The sequence below is a fragment of the Bacillus sp. AK128 genome, assembly GCF_053903075.1.
In genome coordinates this window covers 145,353-164,330 of sequence record NZ_CP096379.1, presented here as the reverse complement: position 1 = coordinate 164,330, position 18,978 = coordinate 145,353, and the positions used below count along the sequence as shown (strand labels likewise).

The following is an 18,978-nucleotide window of genomic DNA, read 5'->3' as shown; positions in this document are numbered from 1 at the left end:
ATTGCTTTGTTTTACTGGAGGTGGATTTTATGGGAATCGAAGTATTCATTCTAGTCATTTTAATTATCGTAAACGCCTTTTTCGCTGCATCGGAAATTGCGCTTATTTCATTAAATGATAATAAAATAAAAGCCCAGGCTGAAAACGGAGATAAACAAGCAATCATGCTAGAAAATCTCCTCTCAGAACCAAGTCGCTTTCTTGCAACGATTCAAATAGGAATTACTCTGGCTGGTTTCTTAGCTAGTGCCTTTGCAGCGGAAACATTTGCTGGTCAACTAACAGGGCTTCTTATTAACTTAGGGGTTCCACTTAATCCAAGGCTTCTTGATACCATCTCCGTAGTTGTGATTACCTTATTGCTTTCCTATTTTACGCTTGTCTTTGGGGAACTTGTCCCAAAACGGCTAGCTTTACAAAAAGCGGAAGCAATCTCAAAATTTGCGGTAGCTCCTCTTTCCTTTTTACTAAAGGCATCCGCACCTTTTGTTAAATTACTGACCATCTCCACTAATTTAATCGTTCGTCTGTTCGGGGTTGACCCAAATGCTCAGGAAGAGAATGTAACGGAAGAAGAAATCCGTATGATGATTGATGTTGGAAAAGAGAATGGTACGATTCAAGAAGCTGAAAAGGTCATGATCAATAATATTTTTGAATTTGATAATAAAACCGTCTCAGATATCATGACACACCGAACCAATATCATTGCATTACCTATTGATGCAACATTATTAGAAACCGTCCGTTTCGTTAATATCGAAAAATACACTCGCTTCCCTGTCTATGAGGATAGTATCGATCGCATAGTTGGAATCCTACACGGAAAAGATCTCATTCAATTTGTAGAGAATTGTGAGGAAGCCAATTTTAATATGAGAGAACTGATTCGAGATCCCTTTTTCGTTCTTGAGTCAAAACCGATTGATATTCTCTTTCGGGATATGCAAAAGCATAATATCCATATGGCTATTGCGATCGATGAATACGGGGGCACAGATGGAATTGTGACGATCGAGGATGTCCTCGAGGAAATTGTAGGGAATATTTTTGATGAGTACGACGAACCTGATATGGATGAAGAAGCGATTCTTCAGAATGAGGACGGTACCTATATCATGCCAGGTACCACTAATCTCTATATAGTAGAAGACCTATTAAAAACAGAATTTCCAACTGACGATTATGATATTTTAAGCGGATTTTTAATTGGTCAACTGGGATATATACCAGCAAATGGTGAACAGCCTGTTATAGAGTATAAGAATTTTTTATTTACAGTGAAGGAAGTAAATGAAAAACGGATTATTAGTGTGGAAGTTAGTATAAAAGAGGAAGAGGAAACAGAAAAGGGAATGGAGTAATTACTCTTAACCCTTCTGTTTATTCTTATTAACCCTATGAATCGTAAAAAATAAAAATGCATTAATTGCAAAAAGCAGAGGTAGCAACATATTTAAAGGTTTAAACCCTCCTAGAATGCCAGAAACGAGAAATGCTACACTACCAAATGCAAAACAAATAGAAGTAAATAAATATAATTGATCTTGTGGAATTGGTTTCATAAAGTCTCTCCTAATCTTTGTTCACTATATTTTATCATGAAAAATGAAAAAAGGATGAACTCATTTGAGTTTCATCCTTTAATTCCCTAAGCTATTACTCACATTCTCTTCACTTTTCATTTTTAAAAGAGGTAGAATCAATAACGACCCTATTAAAAACAAAACACCAGAAAACAGATAAACTCCAGATAAAGTTAACGGTATTTTCAAAACACCGGAAGCGGACATTCCAACAACCATCATTCCCATGAACATCGGATTGAGCACTCCATTTACACGACCAACAAACGCATCGTCCGTATTACTCAAAATTAACGTGTTGATTCCAATATGAATACAAGGGAAGAATAATCCGTTAAACACTTGTAAGAGAATGGTGAGTGGTATTAGCGTAGACCAACCTATTCCGATTGTACTAATCATACTGGCCAAAATCCCAATGGTTAATAGTGCCTGCGGCTTTACTTTCTTCGCAATCACCATCACAATTCCACCACCGACAAGCATTCCCGCCCCGTTAGCCATCAACAACCATTGTAAGAAATCCTTAGACATCCCAAGATTCTCAATTGTAACGAAAATCATCAAAGGCTGAATCAATCCAACTGCTATACCACAGACTGCAAATACTCCCCCCATGACCTTTAACACCTTTTTAGACATCACATACTTAAAACCATCTATTAATTCTTTCTTAAAATTACTCGGCTCATCACTTTTTTCCTTTTCAAGATCACGTGGTAAAAATAACAGCACTACTGCTGAAAGTACAAACATTGCACCCATCACGCCGATGGATGTAAAAATTCCATACTTCTGATAAACAAACGTTCCAATTAACGGACCCACTACCATGAAAATGGCCATTAATGATTGGAACATCGCCATCACACCCTGTAGCTGTTCAGTCGGAACATGCTGCTTAAATAGTCTCATTGCAGAAGGCATCGAAAACTGTGAAAGAATCGCCGACACTAACGTCGCAAAGAAGATGGCGTACCATGACCCATACATCAACGCAAATAACACAACAAAGATTGAGACAGCTGAAAGAAAATCACACCACACCATCGTCAACTTCGGCTTCCACCGATCAGCAAAAGTTCCTCCAATAAACGAAAAGAGAAAAATCGGTGCAAACTCCGCAACCGAGATTAATGAAACATAAAGAGGATCATTGTTTGTGATATCTGTGACATACAAAAGAATAGCAAAATTCCTTATCCAAATTCCAAGTTGAAGCAAGAAGTTCGAAGCCATGATAGCAAGAACAATTCGATTCGCAAATATACTAGCAGGCTTCCCTGGCAGTATGGGTGCGCCTTGATTTTGGACCATTTCCACGGATCATCTCCACCTTTCCTAGGAGAATTATCATTGGAAATTAATTGGAAGTCAAGTTAATAAAATGTAAAGAGGATTTTAAGCAAATGCATGATAGATCCAGGTTGCGTGGAGGAAGAGAGTTACTGTATAAAGAGTGGTGGCTAGATAGGTTAGGTATTTGAACCAGATTTTATTTGGAATTTTATTTAAGATGATAAAAAGGTATAAAATGATGGAGAAGGATACTTTTACTGTTAAAAATAAAATCGGGTGGATCGTGTACAGTTCATTCATAATCGGATTAGCCTCTTCCATAACGGATAATTGAAGGCCGAAAAAAGAGAGAAGTCCGTCTAGTAAATTTAGTATGGCTAGGTAGTGAAATGTTCGTTTCATTTAAGGAAATCTCCTCTCAATTTTACATTTTGTTCTCATTAAAGAACACCTTGTTAAAATTAAAGACCCCTACAGGCAGGCCTTTATAAATTTATATTCGATTTATCTTTAGTAATACCGCGTAAAAAGTTACCAATCCTTGATGGCTTTTGACTATAATAACGTCTCCTAATTAGAAACCACACTACCCACACACCAATTGTGTTTTTAACCATATCAAATATAGAAAATGAGCGATACGGTACGAAATATTGGTGAATTTCATCTGAAGCTGCAAATACCAATGACACAACCAATGCAAAAATTTCTTTCTTCGTTGTAAGCCTTCCAAATGATAAAAAAGCAATAATGATTAAAAAATACAGTATTCCAAACTCGATTAGATGGGCTAGTTCTAGGGTGGCGCCGAAAATTAGGAATATATAGGAGTTAGTCCAATAGTGTTCATATAAACTTGGGTTAAATTTTGCTGATTGATACCAAATAAAAGCCATATATACAATCGGTACAAGCAATAGAATAAATCTCAAAATATATTTATTCATGTAATTCCTACTTTCAATGAGATAACCTTATTGAGTTTTAACAAATAATGCTTTAACTATACTTGAAATCCTATGGGTATATAAGCTTTTTATATCCGCAAAATATGATTCCTCAGCTTTATGCTTTTTTAATTCAACTAAGATTTCCTTTCTAGTTGGAATACACCAATTACCAAATTCAAGAAAGATATGCCGAAATGAATCATAGCTTAAAAATTGAAAGGCAATAAAGTCTTTATAAACCTCTAATTTACTAGCATCTTGGTTATTGAAGGTTGTGATGTAATTTTTGTCTTTGGCATAAGGAAATCGAATCACCTTATGTAGAAAAGGAAACTCTTTATAAAGTATGCTCAATGTTCTAATCATTCTTCTATATGTTTTATGTCTCCTAGCATCCTCTAGTAAAAGCTTATAATCAATGTCTTTTACATACATAATCAATTGTATTAAGTCTATATAGTATTTGGCAGAGTCTAAATTGTGTCTCCAGCCATGTAGACAAATCAGATAGAAAGTATGATAATCAGACAGTTTTTTCACATACTCATACCCTTCCATGTTTGAAGAACGCTTCCAGAACTCAGAGATTTCAAAGCTTGAGGTTTGATCCTTTACAATATTCCAATGAATTTCTACATTTAAAGGCAGTGGTGAACCAGGAATGTTCTTACTCAAACTAACGTGAAAATGGAAAGGTATTTGTTCATCTAATAAAATAAACCCTAGCGATTTAACACATTCAATAGCTGAAACTAAATCTTCTCTATTAATTAAAATATCAATATCAGAAGTACCTCTTGCTCCAATGTGACCAAAATAGTGCTCTGCAAACCCAATACCCTTTATTGGGATAACTTCAATAGACTTTTCTTCGAAGGCTGACAGAATCATTTTAAGTTGGTTCTTTATAAATAAATTCAAGTATAGTGTTTCCTTATACTCTTTATGTAGGTATTCCTGAAAAAAAACGGGAGTCTGATTTAATCTTCCTTGTCTATGTAATACATTATAAATTTGAGAGGAAATTCCATGCTGATCTATTTCATTGAGCAACCTTTGATAATATTCTGCTTGTTTTGGTAATACTTCTGATGGATCATATAGTTCACTAATGAATGTATCTAACATATCTCTCCTCCTTACCAGTTCTTTATAATGAACAATACTATAAACTTACTAAAATCACAATGCAAAATTTTATAAGTTTTAATTATTCAAACAGCATAAATTGTCGAAAACAACTTCTTTATTAAGAACAATTTTTTTTATATAATAATTATAACTGTATACTCTAGTTTCTTTATTTTCACCCTTGCCCGTTCGCAATTAGGAACATTCTTATTAATAAGGAGAACAAAAATGTTTAATTTAAATTTACTAATCGGAGAACATCATTTCCTAATTAAGTCTAAATCTAAGAGTACACTTTCCTTTTTCAGTCGAAATTACCAAACACATGAAGAGTCATCTGCAGATCCGGCTATCATAATCCATGTTGAGAAAGGATTTGGTGTTCCTTTTGTGAATTATAATGTGGTTGTTTCCAACGATGCTAATTCTATTAGCTTTACAAGAGCTGATTATCAAATTGTAGTAGACCCTAGTTATAGCACAGCCAGAATAAACGTTTATGATGAACTTGCTTTAAAGCACGCCCTATTAAACTTATATAGCTCTTTCATCCTACATCATAATTGGGGATTGTTGATTCACTCTTCTTGTGTAATTGATAAAGGAATCGCTCATATTTTTGCTGGTGCTTCAGGAGCAGGAAAATCAACTGCTGCAAAACTATCCTATCCTCGAGATTTGCTTTCAGATGAAGCTACGATTATTAAGGTGTCAAGCGATGGAATCACGGTTTTCCCGTCTCCGTTTCGTAGTGAAATAAATATGAAAAAACCTATGGATCCTGTTCCGTTATCATCCATTCAGTTTTTGCATCAATCCCTATACACCAAGAGAACAACACTAAAAAAGTCTAATGGATTGATTAAGTTAATAGACAAAGTGTTCTATTGGCCATATAAAGATGATGAATACAGGAGCATTATGCACCTTCTCCAGACAGTAGTTATGCAAGTTCCAACTTATGATTTAATGTTTAAAAAAGATCCAACATTTTGGGAGTTGATTTCATAAATGAAAAGTTATGTAAGAAGCCGTGAATTGGATACCACTCAAATAGAAGACGAATGGATTCTTTTAGATACAACTAGCTATACAGTAACAACTCTGAATGAAATCGGGGGTTTTTGCTGGAATTTATTAAATAGACCGATTACGCTCGATTCGATTGTTCAGGAAATCACCAAAAACTTTACTTTACCCTCAAAGTCCATAAACATCGATATCGAAGGATTCTTAGATGAAATGATAAAAATAGGACTTGTGAAACATGCAAATTGATTCTCATATCCTACAGGTACTACAAAAAGAAATAAACAACACAGGGTGGATTGAATTACCTGCTCATGGTACAAGTATGTTTCCGCTAATACGGGAAGGTGATATTTGCAAGTTTTCAAATGTAAATATTGACGTGATAAAAAAAGGTGATATTGTCCTTTTTCAATCAAGTACTGGAACACTGGTTTCTCACCGTTTTTTAACTAAAACAGTAATCGATGACGAAACAAAATACATATTCAAAGGTGATACTAATCTTGCACCTGATGAACCAATTGAGAGAAAGCAGATTATTGGTAGATTAGAAATCATTAATAAAAAATGGCTTAAAATAAGCCAAAATAACTTTATAAATAACTTATGGAAATGTGTCTTACTATTAATCCCCCAAACTTCCGGAGTTCTTAGATACTATCTAAATAAAGCAAACTCTAGTACATAAATATTTATGTTTGATAAAGGAGAGGAAGATTCATTGTGACTAAATCCACTTATACTGCCCCAATAGTCATTAGCCATCAGCCACTGAAATTTGAGACGATGATAAGTGGTAGCATGGAAACTGATTGCTTATCGAGCGAACTAATTAGTGATTACACTTACAGTCCAATATCTGAAAGATTTAATGAAGACGTCGTGGATACTAATCTTAATAATGATGGTGACTCTATTAATAACAATGACACTACTGTACCTAATGATGCAGGTTCTAATGTAGATAACAACACAGTGTCTGATCCTGACATTACTTCTGACAGCAGCGCAAACACAGATAGTGGGAATGATACTACTTCTGAGAACAGTTCTACCGATACTACTGTAACTGACTCTGCTTCTGACAACAGTACTGCCACTTCTGCCGAAACTGACACTGCTTCTGACAACAGTTCTGCTGCTTCTGCTGTAACTGACACTACTTCCGACAACAGTTCCGCTACTTCTGCTGTAACTGACACTATTTCCGACAACAGTAATGCCACTTCTGCCGAAACTGACATTACTTCTGAAAACAGTACTGCTGCTGCTGCCGAGACTGACACTACTTCCGACAACGGTTCTGCTGCTTCTGTAACTGAAGAAATCGCTAATGATGGAAATGATTCCTTAACTAACTGGGGCGTTGATAAAACAGAAGAAACTGACATCGTAGCTAATGAGGTTAAACACAATAGCATTGAGGAAGGTTGGGGTAAAGACTCTACCACTGGAGATAGTATTGAAAATGGTTGGGGAACAAATGGTACTACCATAGAAAATGAACATACAAACGGGATGATTCCTAGTACTAATACTTCTAATGAAACTATCTTAGGTAGCTGCAATGAACCTGATCACAATGAGGATAGCTCAGATGGTAGTTTTAAAGAGGCAACTACAACTGATACTGGATTTGATGATGAACAAGAAACTGAGAATGAAAATAGTCAAGATGGTGGAACTAGTAATTTACCTAAGACTGAGAATTCCGATGATGGAATTGAAAATCCTGCTACTGATCTCCCTACAGAAAGTAATGAAGATAACACGAGTGAAGGAAATCAATAAGATTCTGAAATACAAACAGCACCCTCCAGTATTCCTGGAGGGTGCTGTTTAGCTTGATTTACCTTAACCAATACTCTTTACATTTTGTATATTATTCACCAATATTTGTCCCTTTTCTAATTCAATAATTTGGTCTGCATGACGAATCGTAGACATTCGGTGAGCAATAATGATAATAGTCATGGACTGCTTTAATTTCTGCAAAGCACGCTGTATTTTTTCATCATTTTCTGGATCTAATGCACTCGTCGGCTCATCTAACACTAAAAGAGCCGGCTTTCTTAATAGAGTTCTTGCAAGAACAAGACGTTGTCTTTCCCCACCAGATAATCGTATCCCTTGGTCTCCAATTTCTGTCCCAAGGCCCTCTGGTAATCTTCTAACAAACTCCGCAGCTGAAGCGATTTCTAAAGCTTCCCACAATTGAGATTCAGTAGCTTCTGGATTCATAATTAACAAGTTTTCCTTAATACTTGTATGAAATAAAAAGGGGTTTTGTGGAACATAACCTACTTGTTTTCGATAGGATAATAAATTCTCCTCTTTTAATGGAATACCATCGATTATGACAGCACCACTCTCCGGTAAATTCAACCCCATTAATAAATCCACCAATGTACTTTTTCCAGCCCCAGACTCACCTATAACGGCCGTCATTGATTTAGCAGGAATTTCAAGACTAATACCTTGAAGTGCATAATGATGGTTACCTTTATATTTAAAATGGACATTCTTACACTCTATCTTTTCATTAATCTCCATATATTCTTGTGTAGGAATAGTTTTAATTTCCTTAGCCTTACTTGTTTCAGATTGGAGATCATACAATATTTTAAAAGATGGCAACATTAATGCTAGCTGTTGAAGATTAAATTGAATGGTTACAAATCTAGGCCATAGCCGGCCAAAAATAAGAATTACTATTAATAACTGATCAGGCCTTGTTTGAACGAAGGTTACTGCTAATAGAATAAAAGCGGAAAGGATAAAAGCTAATACAAATTTATAAATAACCTGAGAATTAGTCTGTATTTTAGTAAAATTCACTTGTTCCATGAGCATTTTACTGTTTAATGATTTAAGCCAAAACATACGGGATGCTTCTAATGAATTAGTCTTTATATCTTTAATTGCATGTAGATTATCTGACATACCTGCAAGATATTCTTGAGATAACTGAATATTTTCTTTTCCCAAATCCTTGGATTGTTTAACAAACCTCCATGAGAAAAAGGCCAGTCCTAACCCACAAATCACCACTAAACTAGAAATCTGTGGGGAAATCCAAAAGGCAAGTCCTATTTGCATAAGGGTGAATACAATGTTAGTCAAAAACTGCATAAACATCTTGATTCCCATCGTTACTCTAGTAATATCTTTTGTCATGGTATTAATGATGTAAGACTTTCTATTCCTTAAATAAAACTCCCATTTCACTTCCAATAAATTCTGGTATACTTGTTCCTTTATTTGATTCATAAATCCTTGTTGAAGCTTAATATCCCGGATCGTAATACTCCGCTGTAAGAAGTTTTGACATAGAACTAAAAAGAGATATGCTCCTAGAATAATAGTTAGCCCTATCATTACAGGAAACGAAGTAAGCCCATTAGATAATCCCCATAAAGTTGATGGACCCTCAGACAGTGAAAGGATACCACTAACACTAAGCATAGGGATTAAAAAAAGAATTGCTACCCCGTCTAGTAAGCTAACAACTACCATACCAGCTAGATTTATGTATAGGATTTTCCCTGAATATGAATATAGCTTTTTTATGTAGTGTAGTAGTTCTTTCACTGTACTGCCTCCTAAATGGTGCAAAGTTAAACAATAATAATAAATCCCTTTAGAATTGAAAAAAATTCTTCTCAACTTTTCTCTTATAGAATTAGAAGTTCTTCTTCAACCTGATTATAAGAAAGACTTCTATGTAATTGTTGATATAATCCTGGACGATGTATGAGTTCGTCATGTGTACCTGATTGCACGATCTTTCCTTCATCCATTACAACAATTAAGTCAGCCTGCTGTATTGTTGATAATCGATGTGCAATGACAATTGTCGTTCTATCTTCCACTACCAAATTCAAAGCTTCTTTTACCCTATATTCTGTTTCATTGTCCAATGCTGAAGTAGCTTCATCCAATAATAAAATAGGTGCATCTTTTAATAGAGCTCTTGCTATAGCTACTCGCTGCTTCTGACCGCCTGAAAGCCTAATACCTCGTTCGCCAATTTCAGTATTATACCCTTTTGGTAATGATTGAATAAACTCATGGATGTTTGCTGCCTTACAAGCCTGAATCATGTCTAGTTCCGATATATTGGGTTTAGCTAACTCTAAGTTTTCTCTTAATGTACCACTAAATAAAAATGTCTCTTGAGGAACATAAGCTATTGAACTTCTTAGCTCGGATACCTTCATATCAGAAATAGATTGATTATTTAATAATATTGAACCACTTTGAGGTAAATAAAGACCTTGAAGCAAATTTACTAAAGTCGATTTACCAGCCCCACTGGGTCCAACCAGTGCAATCATCTTACCAATCGGAAATTCAAAGTGTAGATTTTCAAACACATTACTATGTCCATCATAACTAAACGTGATATTGTTAACTCTTATAGAGGAAATAGGTGAAAGCTTTGATGGGGAATAGGACGGAAGTTCACTATATTCAGTTTTTTTCTCTAACAAATCTATGATTCTCTCCAATGCAGTTGCTGAGTATTGATATCCGGCCCATTGTCCTGCAAGACCAGTAAGTGGTGAAACCAAATAATTGACTAGATTGATGAAAGTAAATAGTGCACCAACAGTTATTACACTATTTGAAACAAAATAAGCTCCTAAAACCAAACTGGTTAGGAACGTTATAGATCCGACAGCTGCCCCACCTGTGTAAAACCAACCACGAAGTTTAGCATCCTTTAAATCTAATAAATAAAGCTCCTGTTGATAGCTTGAATACTTATTATGAAAAATCTTTTCCAATGTAAATGAACGAATCACCTGTAATCCATTAAATGTATCATTTAGATTTTTATTGATGTTACTTATTAAAGAAAGAACCTTGCGATTATTATTTCGAAGCAAGAAACCAAACACCGCTCCTCCAACCACTGCTATCGGGGAGAGTATCAGACTAAAGAGGGATAAACTCCAACTAATATTAACTAAATAAATAAAAGCAGCTATTGATATAATAGGAAATCTTACTAGATTTAATAGCCCTCTTCCTATTAACCCATCCACATAATCTAGATCATTTGTAAAATAGGATAACATTTCACCAGAATGGATTTCTGATGTATCTTTTCCTGATAGGATTAGCACTTTTTTATACAGGTCAATATTTAAGTCTCTCTTCACTCCATTGATAGCAATTGTTTCTAAGTAGATATCAATATAGTTAGTTATTATACTTAATAGTGTTAAACTAATTCCTACGACTAAGAGAAATTTTAATCTATCAAAATCTGCTTCAACTGCAGCATCCATAATGTTTCCAAAAAACCATGCATAACCTACTGCTAATCCAATATCAATGAACATGATAAAAAACATACCCATATATGCTTTTCTGTGCGTGTAAATATAAGGATATAAGGTTAGAAATGTCCTTTTGATTTCACTTAATGAAATATACTTGCTTACTTCTATATTATGTATAAGTGCTTTTACCTTCATCTATACACCTCTAAAGACAACTTCTATTCCATCTATTTTCTTCAAATATTTCCTAATAAAATCCTTAAGTACTTGATATTAGTAACCTGTTTACTTCAAGATTCTCAACTTATATTGTAACTCTAAAAGACTCGTTTCCTCTCGATAGGATCCAATCCCATAGTAATTAAGCCTTTCTAATGTTATATAAAAATAATGTCTCCTATCTTAATAAAGAGACATTATATAGAATAAAGTTACAGTTATCATTTTCATTAATAAAAGTAAATTATTACTTCCTGTTGGAGGGTGTTTATAAATACTTTCTTATTTAACCTTACCCTGCAACTTTGCTTGTCGTCCCTCAGTCCAAGGAGTTCGTAACAAATTTAGTGATCACTATTAACTTCATTATTCACGCTAAAAACATCTTGATTATAGTTTAATAAATCTCAATATTAGTTGAGGTCAATAAATAATTAATTTTTCCCATTTCCATTACCCCCACCATTACTTTTACGAGTACCTGTATATGGTTGATTAGGATAATTTATACCGTCATTACCAGTCCCAGGATGCTTTAAATTACCTCTTCCCTTATTCCAACTTTGTGCTGTTTCGAATTGTAACTTTTGATGTAAAAGCACTTTGGGTGCTTCATAAAGAAAGTTTGTCATTTTATCACCTCCTTACTTTTTTTAACGACTCAGCAAGCGAAATAATCTATTCTCTATCTAAAATGAAAATATCATTTTATTTCCTTCGCAAACTTAGCCACCACAGAATACCTCTTCATAACATCTGCACCTGTTACATAATAAGGTCCGCTTCTTAACCATGCATGTGCACTCATACTTCCATTTTCTTTGGCTGTCCCGAGATAAAGAGTACAATCTATATTTCGTTTTTCTAACATTTTCATCCCTGCAATTGCCCTCACTAAACATTTACTTTCCCAAAAGGTATAATCACTCATAATACCTATTGCCTGTGAAACACGTCGAATTACTTTCATTTCTTGGCTGCCTATCTGTTCCTTGGTTTCTTTCATTTGCTCTCCTAGAAAAGGAGTTATTTTAGAGAATGGAAGAGCTTTTAGCACCCTAGCCCAAGCTAAACTAAAGTACGCTTCAAATAAAAGACATTTCATATTATGGTCTAAAGATAGGAATAACTTTAATATCCTCATTCTAATCGCCTACTCATCAGTTTTCATACATTTACTTTAATCAAGTTTTCCTCATAAAGATGTTGTATAAAAGAAAGGACATGTTGCTCACACTCAGTTTTTTCTACTTCATACTTCTCCGTTAGACTTGATACCAACTGACTTATGTTTTTAGGAGTCTGGATCAAGTCCCAAATCTCTCCACCAACTTCCCCCAAGTTATAGTACTTTCCATTTTGAATACTTAACATTACTTTTTCTCCATCCATGTCACTGACAAGGTTTCCTTCAGATTGTTGAATTGCATCTTCTAATGTAATAAATTCAATTTTCAGCATTTTTATCACTCCTCTTTTCCATATAAATAATTAAATGTTATTGTTCACTAAAAAGAACAATAATTCAAATAATAAACTCCATATTTAAAATAGGAGTAAGAATTTCAATGCATCTTTGTTCTCAATGGAGAATAAACTAATAATAAAATATCATGAGTTCTCAACACTGTCAATACAAAACCACATGATTATCTAACTGCTTCCATTTGACTACTCAATAATTTACTAAACTTACTTTTAGTTTCAGAAGCTAGTTGTTTAAAGCTACCATGCTGAATAATTTGACCATTTTCTAATACTATGACTTGCTCTGCATTTCTTATTGTTGAAAATCGATGGGCAATTACAATGATTGTCATTCTCCCTTTTAACCGTTCTATCGCTTCTTGAATCTTCACTTCATTCTCCGTATCCAGTGAACTGGTAGCTTCATCTAAAACTAAAATTGTAGGCTTCCTTAGAATGGCTCTAGCCAAAACTATACGTTGACATTCTCCACCTGATAACCTTATTCCACGATCTCCTATTATAGTATCCAAACCCTGAGATAGCTTTCTTACAAAATCTGCTGCAGAAGCAAATTCTAGTGCCTCCCATAATTGATCCTCTTTAGCATCTGGCTTAATCAGTAGAAGGTTCTCTCTAATACTAGTATTAAACAAGAATGGATCCTGAGATACATATCCTATTGATCTTCTTAACGAAAGTATATCCTCATCATTTACTTTCTTACCATCAATTAAAATTTCACCTGATTCCGGTCGGTTTAGACCCATTAACAAATCTATTAAGGTACTTTTCCCAGCACCAGAATGCCCTACTATTGCAGTCATCTGATTACTCGGGATAAAAAAGTTTAGATTTCTTAAAGAATAAACTGGTTCAGATTTGTTGTATCTAAATGTTATATTTCGGCCTTCTAGACCTATTTTAATTGGCTGCGGGCTTACTAATTCATATTGATCCAAAGGTAATTCAAATTCTCTTTCCTTATTACACTCTCTTTGTAAATTGAAAATAAACTTAAAAGCTGGAATGGACATGGACAAATGTTCAAGATTTGATTGAATACTCGTAAACCTTGGCCATAGACGTGAAAATATTAGTAAAATGAGCAGTAGTTGTTCCTGCTTACCTTGAAATAATTTTAGTGATAAGAAAACAAACAAAGCAATAAGAAATGTTGAAGCAACCTTATAAAATAGTTGTGACCCTGTACGGAGTTTAATATAATCTATCTGTTCTTGACTCATTCTTGCTGTTAAAGAATGTAGCCAAGAAACGTGTGATTCTTCTAATGTATTACTCTTAATATCCTTAATTCCATTCAATTGTTCAGTTATACCGCCTAAATAGTTTTGAGCATGAATCGATGTTTGTTTTCCCAATTGCTTTGATTTTTTTATAAACTTCTTTGAGAAAAAACTAAGAATAAGTCCACTTAAAAGTACAAATATTGATAAAGTTGGTGATACCCAAATGGCAATTCCAACTTGAATTATTGTAAATACTATATTAGAAAACAATTGAAGTGAGAGTTTAACTCCTCCTATTACTTTAGCTAATTCTGTTGTCAATAAGTTGACTAAGTCAGTCTTCTTTTTCTTAATAAAAAAGGACCAATTAGCCTTTAATAAAGAACTGTAAATTTCAATTCTTAGACTACGACTAAACCCTTCATGAATCTTTACATTCTTAATGGTCAGATTACGTTGTACTAGATTTTGTCCCACTATAATACAAAAGTAAGTTGATAATATAATTAATAACCCTGCGGTTTCTGGTATTGACTCAAAAAACAATGAAAAACTTTTAAACTGGGGAATGATATCACTTGTATCAAGTATACCGCTAATACTAACTAATGGAATCAACAGCAGTATCCCAATTGCCTCCAATAGACTAAGCAGCACCATTCCTATTGAGTTTAGATATAGAATCTTACCCGAGGAACTATTTAATTTTTTAATATAATATAATATATATTTCATGAACCTAATCTCCCTTTATATTAGAGCATTCTTCCTCTTTATCCGTAAATACCATAAAAAAGGACGTAAAGGGAAGTAAAGAAAATGAAATGTTTTTGGTAATGGTAAGGTTTTCAAGTCAGTAGGGTACGGATGTAAGCAGCTTAGATTAAAGAGTAGTTTTTGTTTTATCGTTTTAATAGAAAGTAAATAGTTCTTATGATAATCTGAAACCTCTTTTTCTAGTGGCTCTGAATGTAAATTCACTTGCCGCTCCAAATAAAAAATAGTTTGCTGAGCATTTAATCTGGACTTCTTTTGGCTGATTAATGAGAGTAGCTTATGAGGAATCACCGTTTCCAGAAGCTCTGATACCAAGATTAAAGCTTGGCCGGTTAATTGTTTAGACTGATACTTCTTTAGTAAAGGCTTTAGTTTTCCTTCATTCAAACCAAGTTCAACTAATTTTTTTATATCCAAAAGCCAGCGGAGCCTAGACCAACCATGTCTGGTTCCATGCGTAATAAGGAACATAAAAAGATCTTCTTTGCCTAAGAAGTTAATCGTGGAAGAGGTCCTAAGGGAACTTTCTCTCCTCCGATTCCATAGATCTTTGAATTTCGGTTCGAAATCCGGACCCGGACTTAATCTCCAATGCAATTCTAACTTTATTCTCTTAAGAGGATGGAAAAATGTTATGTGATGATGGCGCCATTTCCAATCGCCTAAAACTGTTTCAATATAGTCATCCTTAACATAACCAAACTCCAATAATATCGCCTCAGCCTTATCCAGTTGATTAATTGGAATTAATGCATCAATATCACATGATGTTCTTAGTGAAATATCACCGTATAAACTATCAGCTAAGACTGGACCTTTCAAAAATAGTAAAGGAATATCATTCTTTATAAAACTATTATTAACAACATCCATTTCTCCACATAGTTGAAGCATAGATAATATATTTCTCTTATATTGTGATGACAGAGCCTTGAGCACTTGTTGAGGAATCCAATTAACAGCTTTAAGCTTTGGATAAATATAAGAATAAATTCGATGGTGAAATGCTAGATCAATAAATTGATTCCAATTATAATTCCCTTCAGTTACGTTCATGTTAATAAGTAGTTTTTCTTCCTTACTTATTATCTCTAGTAATAGTAATAGCTCCTTCGATACCTTCTCTAATTTAAGAACATTCTTAGATTGCAATTATAACACCTAACTTTCCATCTAATTCCTTCTATTACTTCCTACATTTCATTTAATCTTTTCAAGGATTAGATCAGCTAATTCATTTGCTGTAAATCTCTCGTTTGGTCTTTCAATTTTATAGAAATCTACCTTATTAGCCAATTGTGATGTTATATTAAAATGCCAATCGGTTAATCCTTGTTCTTTAATGAGAAATTGTCGATAAGTATGAAGATACAATCTATATAGCTGTTCGAGTTTTGAAATCTCTCTTATACATATTTCATTTTTATTATTTATATTTAACTCAAAGATTCCAGCAAGTTGTAATGGTTCAGAGTAAAAGTTTTTATCAACAGGAACAGCAAATTTATTCTCTCTTTCAAAAAGTGGACGATATTTTCCTTTGTCCATTCCAAATTCATTAAGGCTTTTTTCCCACAACTTTTGTTGGGGAAAAGAAGGATAAACAATTGATCTTTCTTGGGAAAGAGAAACAGCTATCACATCATCACTTAATAATTGATTTCCTCTACTTATAAAGGCAGAAGCCAGAGTGGATTTCCCAGCTCCAGAATCTCCGACAATTGCATAGGCTTTACCCATAATGGAAATTGCACTACCATGTAAAGGTAAAATACCCCTTTGCATTAATAGAACTCCCATGCATGTTCCTAATATATATAGTCGAATTTTTTCTTCATCTGAACCCTTTATTGGTGAAACGATAACTCTTTCTCCTTCTTCAATCAAAAAAATCGCTGTATTTGGAACTCTGAATATAACCGAATTCTTCCTTCCTTTAAAGTTCCCCTTTATACCTAATCGATCCCATTTCTCTGTTAATTCTCTAACTCTTATGATAACCTGTGGAGAATACTCCCCTGATTGATAATTGTTTACTTCAGGTAGTGGAATTTCACTATCTATTATTAATCCAAAAGCCTTGTAGACTATCTTGTTTTTTAAGGTTATATTCATATTTTTCACTCCATATAAACTTACTTTTAAAAAACCCTTATATCTCAATATAAGGGCCGCTGTTCTAATTAGTAGAGTCGGTTTAATATATTAACTTAACTATAATTCACGACATCGTGCTCATGTGCATCCGGATCCGGTTGAACCGCATCTGGATTCGCAATACCAGGACCTGCCATAGTCATACTAACATTTAATACTTCTAGAGATGGCTTTTTCCATTCCATTTTCATATTTTTCACCCCCCTTCAAAATAGCGTATTGTCAAAACTTTTATAAGAAATAGGTTATAGAATACTGTTATAGAGGGCTTTATAAGCAAAAAAATTGCCACCCCCTGAATTCTAAGGATAATTGAGGTTACGACACTCTCAACAACCTTAGAAAGGAAGCGACAATTTGTACCCTCAAATTATAACCTATTTATTAACTTTTATAAACTACCAAGAACAAATTATTCGAACATTACTAACTTTACTTATTGGAAAAAATATGTTTGATAAACCGACTGAACAGCCTATAAATAAACCTTATCGTAAACTCCAGGTTGATGATCTGCCGATCATTGAAATTCCAGAAAAACAAGATTATCAAGTTCTCCTCAGGGAATACGTAGAGAAAAATGGTAAACCCTTGAAACCTGTACGCAGGCATAAGAACACAAAGGTTACGGTACCAAAATCTACGATCTGTCCAAAGTGTGGTGCTCCATCTACTTACCTTTATACCAATAATGGAGATAAAGGGCAGTATCAGTGTAAGGTCTGTTCCTGTCTGTTCAGTGATAAAAACCGTTTTTCAAAAGAAGCCGTATTAAAGTGCCCGCATTGTTCCAAAAATCTTGAAAAGATCAAAGAAAGAAAAGACTTTCACGTGTTCAAATGCAAGAACGATGAGTGTCCGTATTATCAAAAAAAGTTAAACGCGATGTCATCTAAAGAGAGAAATCAATTTAAAAAACATCCTCAGGCATTTAAATTAAGATACATTTTCCGTCAGTTTCACATTGAATTTCAACCACTGTCGAAGGATTCTCCAAAAAGACCAAAGGTTGATTTATCTAGGCTTCATGCTTCGCCACATACATTAGGACTGATATTAACCTATCATGTCAACTATGGCCTTTCGGCCCGTAAAACAGCTGCCATTATGCAGGATGTTCATGGTGTGCTTATTTCACACCAGACCATATTGAACTACGAAAACAGCGTGTCATTAATGCTTAAGCCTTATGTGGATCATTATCCATATGAACTATCTGATCAATTCTGTGGTGATGAAACCTACATCAGAGTAAACGGCCGATGGCACTACCTTTTCTTTTTCTTTGACGCGGTGAAAAAGATCATCCTTTCCTATCCAGTGTCAGCAAACCGAGATACAACGTCTGCCATTCGTGCAATTGATGAAGTGTTGTTAAAAATGAAAGACATTCCTGAGAACCTTACATTCGTGGTAGATGGTAATCCCATCTATCTACTAGCACAACACTTTTTCGCTCAGCACGGAATCTCATTTGATGTCACACAAGTTATTGGGCTAACCAATGAGGATGAAGTATCAAAGGAGTTCCGACCATTGAAACAAATTATTGAGAGACTTAATCGCACTTTTAAGAGCAATTATCGATCTACTCACGGGTTTGGATCGGAACATGGATCAGTATCCTATGTCACCTTATTTGTGGCTTATTTTAACTTTCTAAGACCACATGCTTCTTTGGAAGGAAAGGTGCCAGTCGTTAATCCAGAACTATTAGGGCTTCCTAATATGCCTGCACGGTGGACAAAATTGATTGAGTTAGCACAACATTGGATTGTAGAACAGACTGCCTAACTTTTTGTTTAGCAGAGCCCTAATT

At 34.4% G+C, this 18,978-nt stretch carries 20 protein-coding genes; 6 read left to right on the top strand and 14 right to left on the bottom strand.

Annotation, left to right across the window (positions count from 1 at the left end):
• Positions 1–29: 29 nt before the first annotated feature.
• Positions 30–1,364 (top strand): hemolysin family protein, encoded by a 1,335-nt coding sequence (locus M1D60_RS00785; RefSeq protein WP_456277331.1) that lies wholly within the window; start codon positions 30–32, stop codon positions 1,362–1,364.
• A 6-nt stretch (positions 1,365–1,370) separates the two neighbouring features.
• On the opposite strand, the gene M1D60_RS00780 is transcribed toward M1D60_RS00785, so the two are convergent.
• The 5 genes from M1D60_RS00780 to M1D60_RS00760 form a co-directional block, all read right to left on the bottom strand.
• On the bottom strand, positions 1,371–1,565 hold the full coding sequence (locus tag M1D60_RS00780) for a hypothetical protein (RefSeq protein WP_456277330.1): 195 nt from the start codon (positions 1,563–1,565) through the stop codon (positions 1,371–1,373).
• Between the two features lie 78 nt (positions 1,566–1,643).
• Positions 1,644–2,903, bottom strand: a complete 1,260-nt coding sequence (locus M1D60_RS00775) for an MFS transporter (RefSeq protein WP_456279540.1) — start codon at positions 2,901–2,903, stop codon at positions 1,644–1,646.
• 84 nt (positions 2,904–2,987) lie between these two features.
• Positions 2,988–3,287: a DUF5658 family protein gene (locus M1D60_RS00770; protein WP_456277329.1), complete on the bottom strand. Its 300-nt coding sequence runs from the start codon at positions 3,285–3,287 to the stop codon at positions 2,988–2,990.
• An 83-nt stretch (positions 3,288–3,370) separates the two neighbouring features.
• Positions 3,371–3,832 carry a VanZ family protein gene (locus tag M1D60_RS00765; RefSeq protein ID WP_456277328.1) on the bottom strand — a complete coding sequence of 154 codons (462 nt, stop codon included), beginning with the start codon at positions 3,830–3,832 and terminating at the stop codon, positions 3,371–3,373.
• Between the two features lie 27 nt (positions 3,833–3,859).
• Complete coding sequence (locus tag M1D60_RS00760) at positions 3,860–4,963, bottom strand: nucleotidyltransferase family protein (RefSeq protein ID WP_456277327.1); 1,104 nt, start codon at positions 4,961–4,963, stop codon at positions 3,860–3,862.
• A 231-nt stretch (positions 4,964–5,194) separates the two neighbouring features.
• On the opposite strand from M1D60_RS00760, the gene M1D60_RS00755 reads away from it, so the two are divergent.
• The 4 genes from M1D60_RS00755 to M1D60_RS00740 all read left to right on the top strand — a co-directional run bounded on the left by M1D60_RS00755 (position 5,195) and on the right by M1D60_RS00740 (position 7,789).
• Positions 5,195–5,977: a hypothetical protein gene (locus M1D60_RS00755; protein ID WP_456277326.1), complete on the top strand. Its 783-nt coding sequence runs from the start codon at positions 5,195–5,197 to the stop codon at positions 5,975–5,977.
• A complete protein-coding gene (locus M1D60_RS00750; RefSeq protein ID WP_456277325.1) occupies positions 5,978–6,244 on the top strand; it encodes a PqqD family protein in 267 nt (88 codons plus the stop codon).
• Positions 6,234–6,686, top strand: coding sequence for a signal peptidase I (locus tag M1D60_RS00745; protein WP_456277324.1), 453 nt, complete (start codon positions 6,234–6,236; stop codon positions 6,684–6,686). The genes M1D60_RS00750 and M1D60_RS00745 overlap by 11 nt, the downstream gene beginning before the upstream one ends.
• A 98-nt stretch (positions 6,687–6,784) precedes the next feature.
• Positions 6,785–7,789, top strand: coding sequence for a hypothetical protein (locus tag M1D60_RS00740; RefSeq protein ID WP_456277323.1), 1,005 nt, complete (start codon positions 6,785–6,787; stop codon positions 7,787–7,789).
• Between the two features lie 63 nt (positions 7,790–7,852).
• On the opposite strand, the gene M1D60_RS00735 is transcribed toward M1D60_RS00740, so the two are convergent.
• The 9 genes from M1D60_RS00735 to M1D60_RS00695 all read right to left on the bottom strand — a co-directional run bounded on the left by M1D60_RS00735 (position 7,853) and on the right by M1D60_RS00695 (position 17,350).
• Entirely contained in the window at positions 7,853–9,589 is a 1,737-nt protein-coding gene (locus M1D60_RS00735; RefSeq protein WP_456277322.1) for an ABC transporter ATP-binding protein, read from the bottom strand.
• 83 nt (positions 9,590–9,672) lie between these two features.
• Positions 9,673–11,484 carry an ABC transporter ATP-binding protein gene (locus M1D60_RS00730; protein ID WP_456277321.1) on the bottom strand — a complete coding sequence of 604 codons (1,812 nt, stop codon included), beginning with the start codon at positions 11,482–11,484 and terminating at the stop codon, positions 9,673–9,675.
• Between the two features lie 458 nt (positions 11,485–11,942).
• Positions 11,943–12,140, bottom strand: coding sequence for a hypothetical protein (locus M1D60_RS00725; RefSeq protein ID WP_456277320.1), 198 nt, complete (start codon positions 12,138–12,140; stop codon positions 11,943–11,945).
• Between the two features lie 71 nt (positions 12,141–12,211).
• A complete protein-coding gene (locus M1D60_RS00720; protein ID WP_456277319.1) occupies positions 12,212–12,652 on the bottom strand; it encodes a lasso peptide biosynthesis B2 protein in 441 nt (146 codons plus the stop codon).
• Positions 12,653–12,675: 23 nt separating this feature from the next.
• Positions 12,676–12,969 carry a lasso peptide biosynthesis PqqD family chaperone gene (locus tag M1D60_RS00715; RefSeq protein ID WP_456277318.1) on the bottom strand — a complete coding sequence of 98 codons (294 nt, stop codon included), beginning with the start codon at positions 12,967–12,969 and terminating at the stop codon, positions 12,676–12,678.
• A gap of 188 nt (positions 12,970–13,157) precedes the next feature.
• Complete coding sequence (locus M1D60_RS00710) at positions 13,158–14,960, bottom strand: ABC transporter ATP-binding protein (protein WP_456277317.1); 1,803 nt, start codon at positions 14,958–14,960, stop codon at positions 13,158–13,160.
• Between the two features lie 15 nt (positions 14,961–14,975).
• Positions 14,976–16,154, bottom strand: coding sequence for a nucleotidyltransferase domain-containing protein (locus M1D60_RS00705; RefSeq protein ID WP_456277316.1), 1,179 nt, complete (start codon positions 16,152–16,154; stop codon positions 14,976–14,978).
• A gap of 48 nt (positions 16,155–16,202) precedes the next feature.
• The gene (locus M1D60_RS00700; RefSeq protein ID WP_456277315.1) at positions 16,203–17,117 is read right to left on the bottom strand and encodes an aldolase; all 915 of its coding nucleotides are present in this window, start codon (positions 17,115–17,117) and stop codon (positions 16,203–16,205) included.
• A 95-nt stretch (positions 17,118–17,212) separates the two neighbouring features.
• Entirely contained in the window at positions 17,213–17,350 is a 138-nt protein-coding gene (locus M1D60_RS00695) for a paeninodin family lasso peptide (RefSeq protein ID WP_456277314.1), read from the bottom strand.
• Positions 17,351–17,516: 166 nt separating this feature from the next.
• Here M1D60_RS00695 and M1D60_RS00690 point away from each other — a divergent pair, with 166 nt between their 5' ends.
• Entirely contained in the window at positions 17,517–18,953 is a 1,437-nt protein-coding gene (locus M1D60_RS00690) for a DDE-type integrase/transposase/recombinase (RefSeq protein WP_456277313.1), read from the top strand.
• The last annotated feature ends 25 nt before the right edge of the window (positions 18,954–18,978 follow it).

Coding starts and splice junctions, on each gene's coding strand:
- M1D60_RS00700 (WP_456277315.1), bottom strand. CDS start 17,117: ATGAATATAACCTTAAAAAACAAGATAGTCTACAAGGCTTTTGGATTA.
- M1D60_RS00760 (WP_456277327.1), bottom strand. CDS start 4,963: ATGTTAGATACATTCATTAGTGAACTATATGATCCATCAGAAGTATTA.
- M1D60_RS00710 (WP_456277317.1), bottom strand. CDS start 14,960: ATGAAATATATATTATATTATATTAAAAAATTAAATAGTTCCTCGGGT.
- M1D60_RS00775 (WP_456279540.1), bottom strand. CDS start 2,903: ATGGTCCAAAATCAAGGCGCACCCATACTGCCAGGGAAGCCTGCTAGT.
- M1D60_RS00740 (WP_456277323.1), top strand. CDS start 6,785: ATGATAAGTGGTAGCATGGAAACTGATTGCTTATCGAGCGAACTAATT.
- M1D60_RS00715 (WP_456277318.1), bottom strand. CDS start 12,969: ATGCTGAAAATTGAATTTATTACATTAGAAGATGCAATTCAACAATCT.
- M1D60_RS00720 (WP_456277319.1), bottom strand. CDS start 12,652: ATGAGGATATTAAAGTTATTCCTATCTTTAGACCATAATATGAAATGT.
- M1D60_RS00765 (WP_456277328.1), bottom strand. CDS start 3,832: ATGAATAAATATATTTTGAGATTTATTCTATTGCTTGTACCGATTGTA.
- M1D60_RS00780 (WP_456277330.1), bottom strand. CDS start 1,565: ATGAAACCAATTCCACAAGATCAATTATATTTATTTACTTCTATTTGT.
- M1D60_RS00745 (WP_456277324.1), top strand. CDS start 6,234: ATGCAAATTGATTCTCATATCCTACAGGTACTACAAAAAGAAATAAAC.
- M1D60_RS00770 (WP_456277329.1), bottom strand. CDS start 3,287: ATGAAACGAACATTTCACTACCTAGCCATACTAAATTTACTAGACGGA.
- M1D60_RS00785 (WP_456277331.1), top strand. CDS start 30: ATGGGAATCGAAGTATTCATTCTAGTCATTTTAATTATCGTAAACGCC.
- M1D60_RS00750 (WP_456277325.1), top strand. CDS start 5,978: ATGAAAAGTTATGTAAGAAGCCGTGAATTGGATACCACTCAAATAGAA.
- M1D60_RS00725 (WP_456277320.1), bottom strand. CDS start 12,140: ATGACAAACTTTCTTTATGAAGCACCCAAAGTGCTTTTACATCAAAAG.
- M1D60_RS00755 (WP_456277326.1), top strand. CDS start 5,195: ATGTTTAATTTAAATTTACTAATCGGAGAACATCATTTCCTAATTAAG.
- M1D60_RS00730 (WP_456277321.1), bottom strand. CDS start 11,484: ATGAAGGTAAAAGCACTTATACATAATATAGAAGTAAGCAAGTATATT.
- M1D60_RS00695 (WP_456277314.1), bottom strand. CDS start 17,350: ATGAAAATGGAATGGAAAAAGCCATCTCTAGAAGTATTAAATGTTAGT.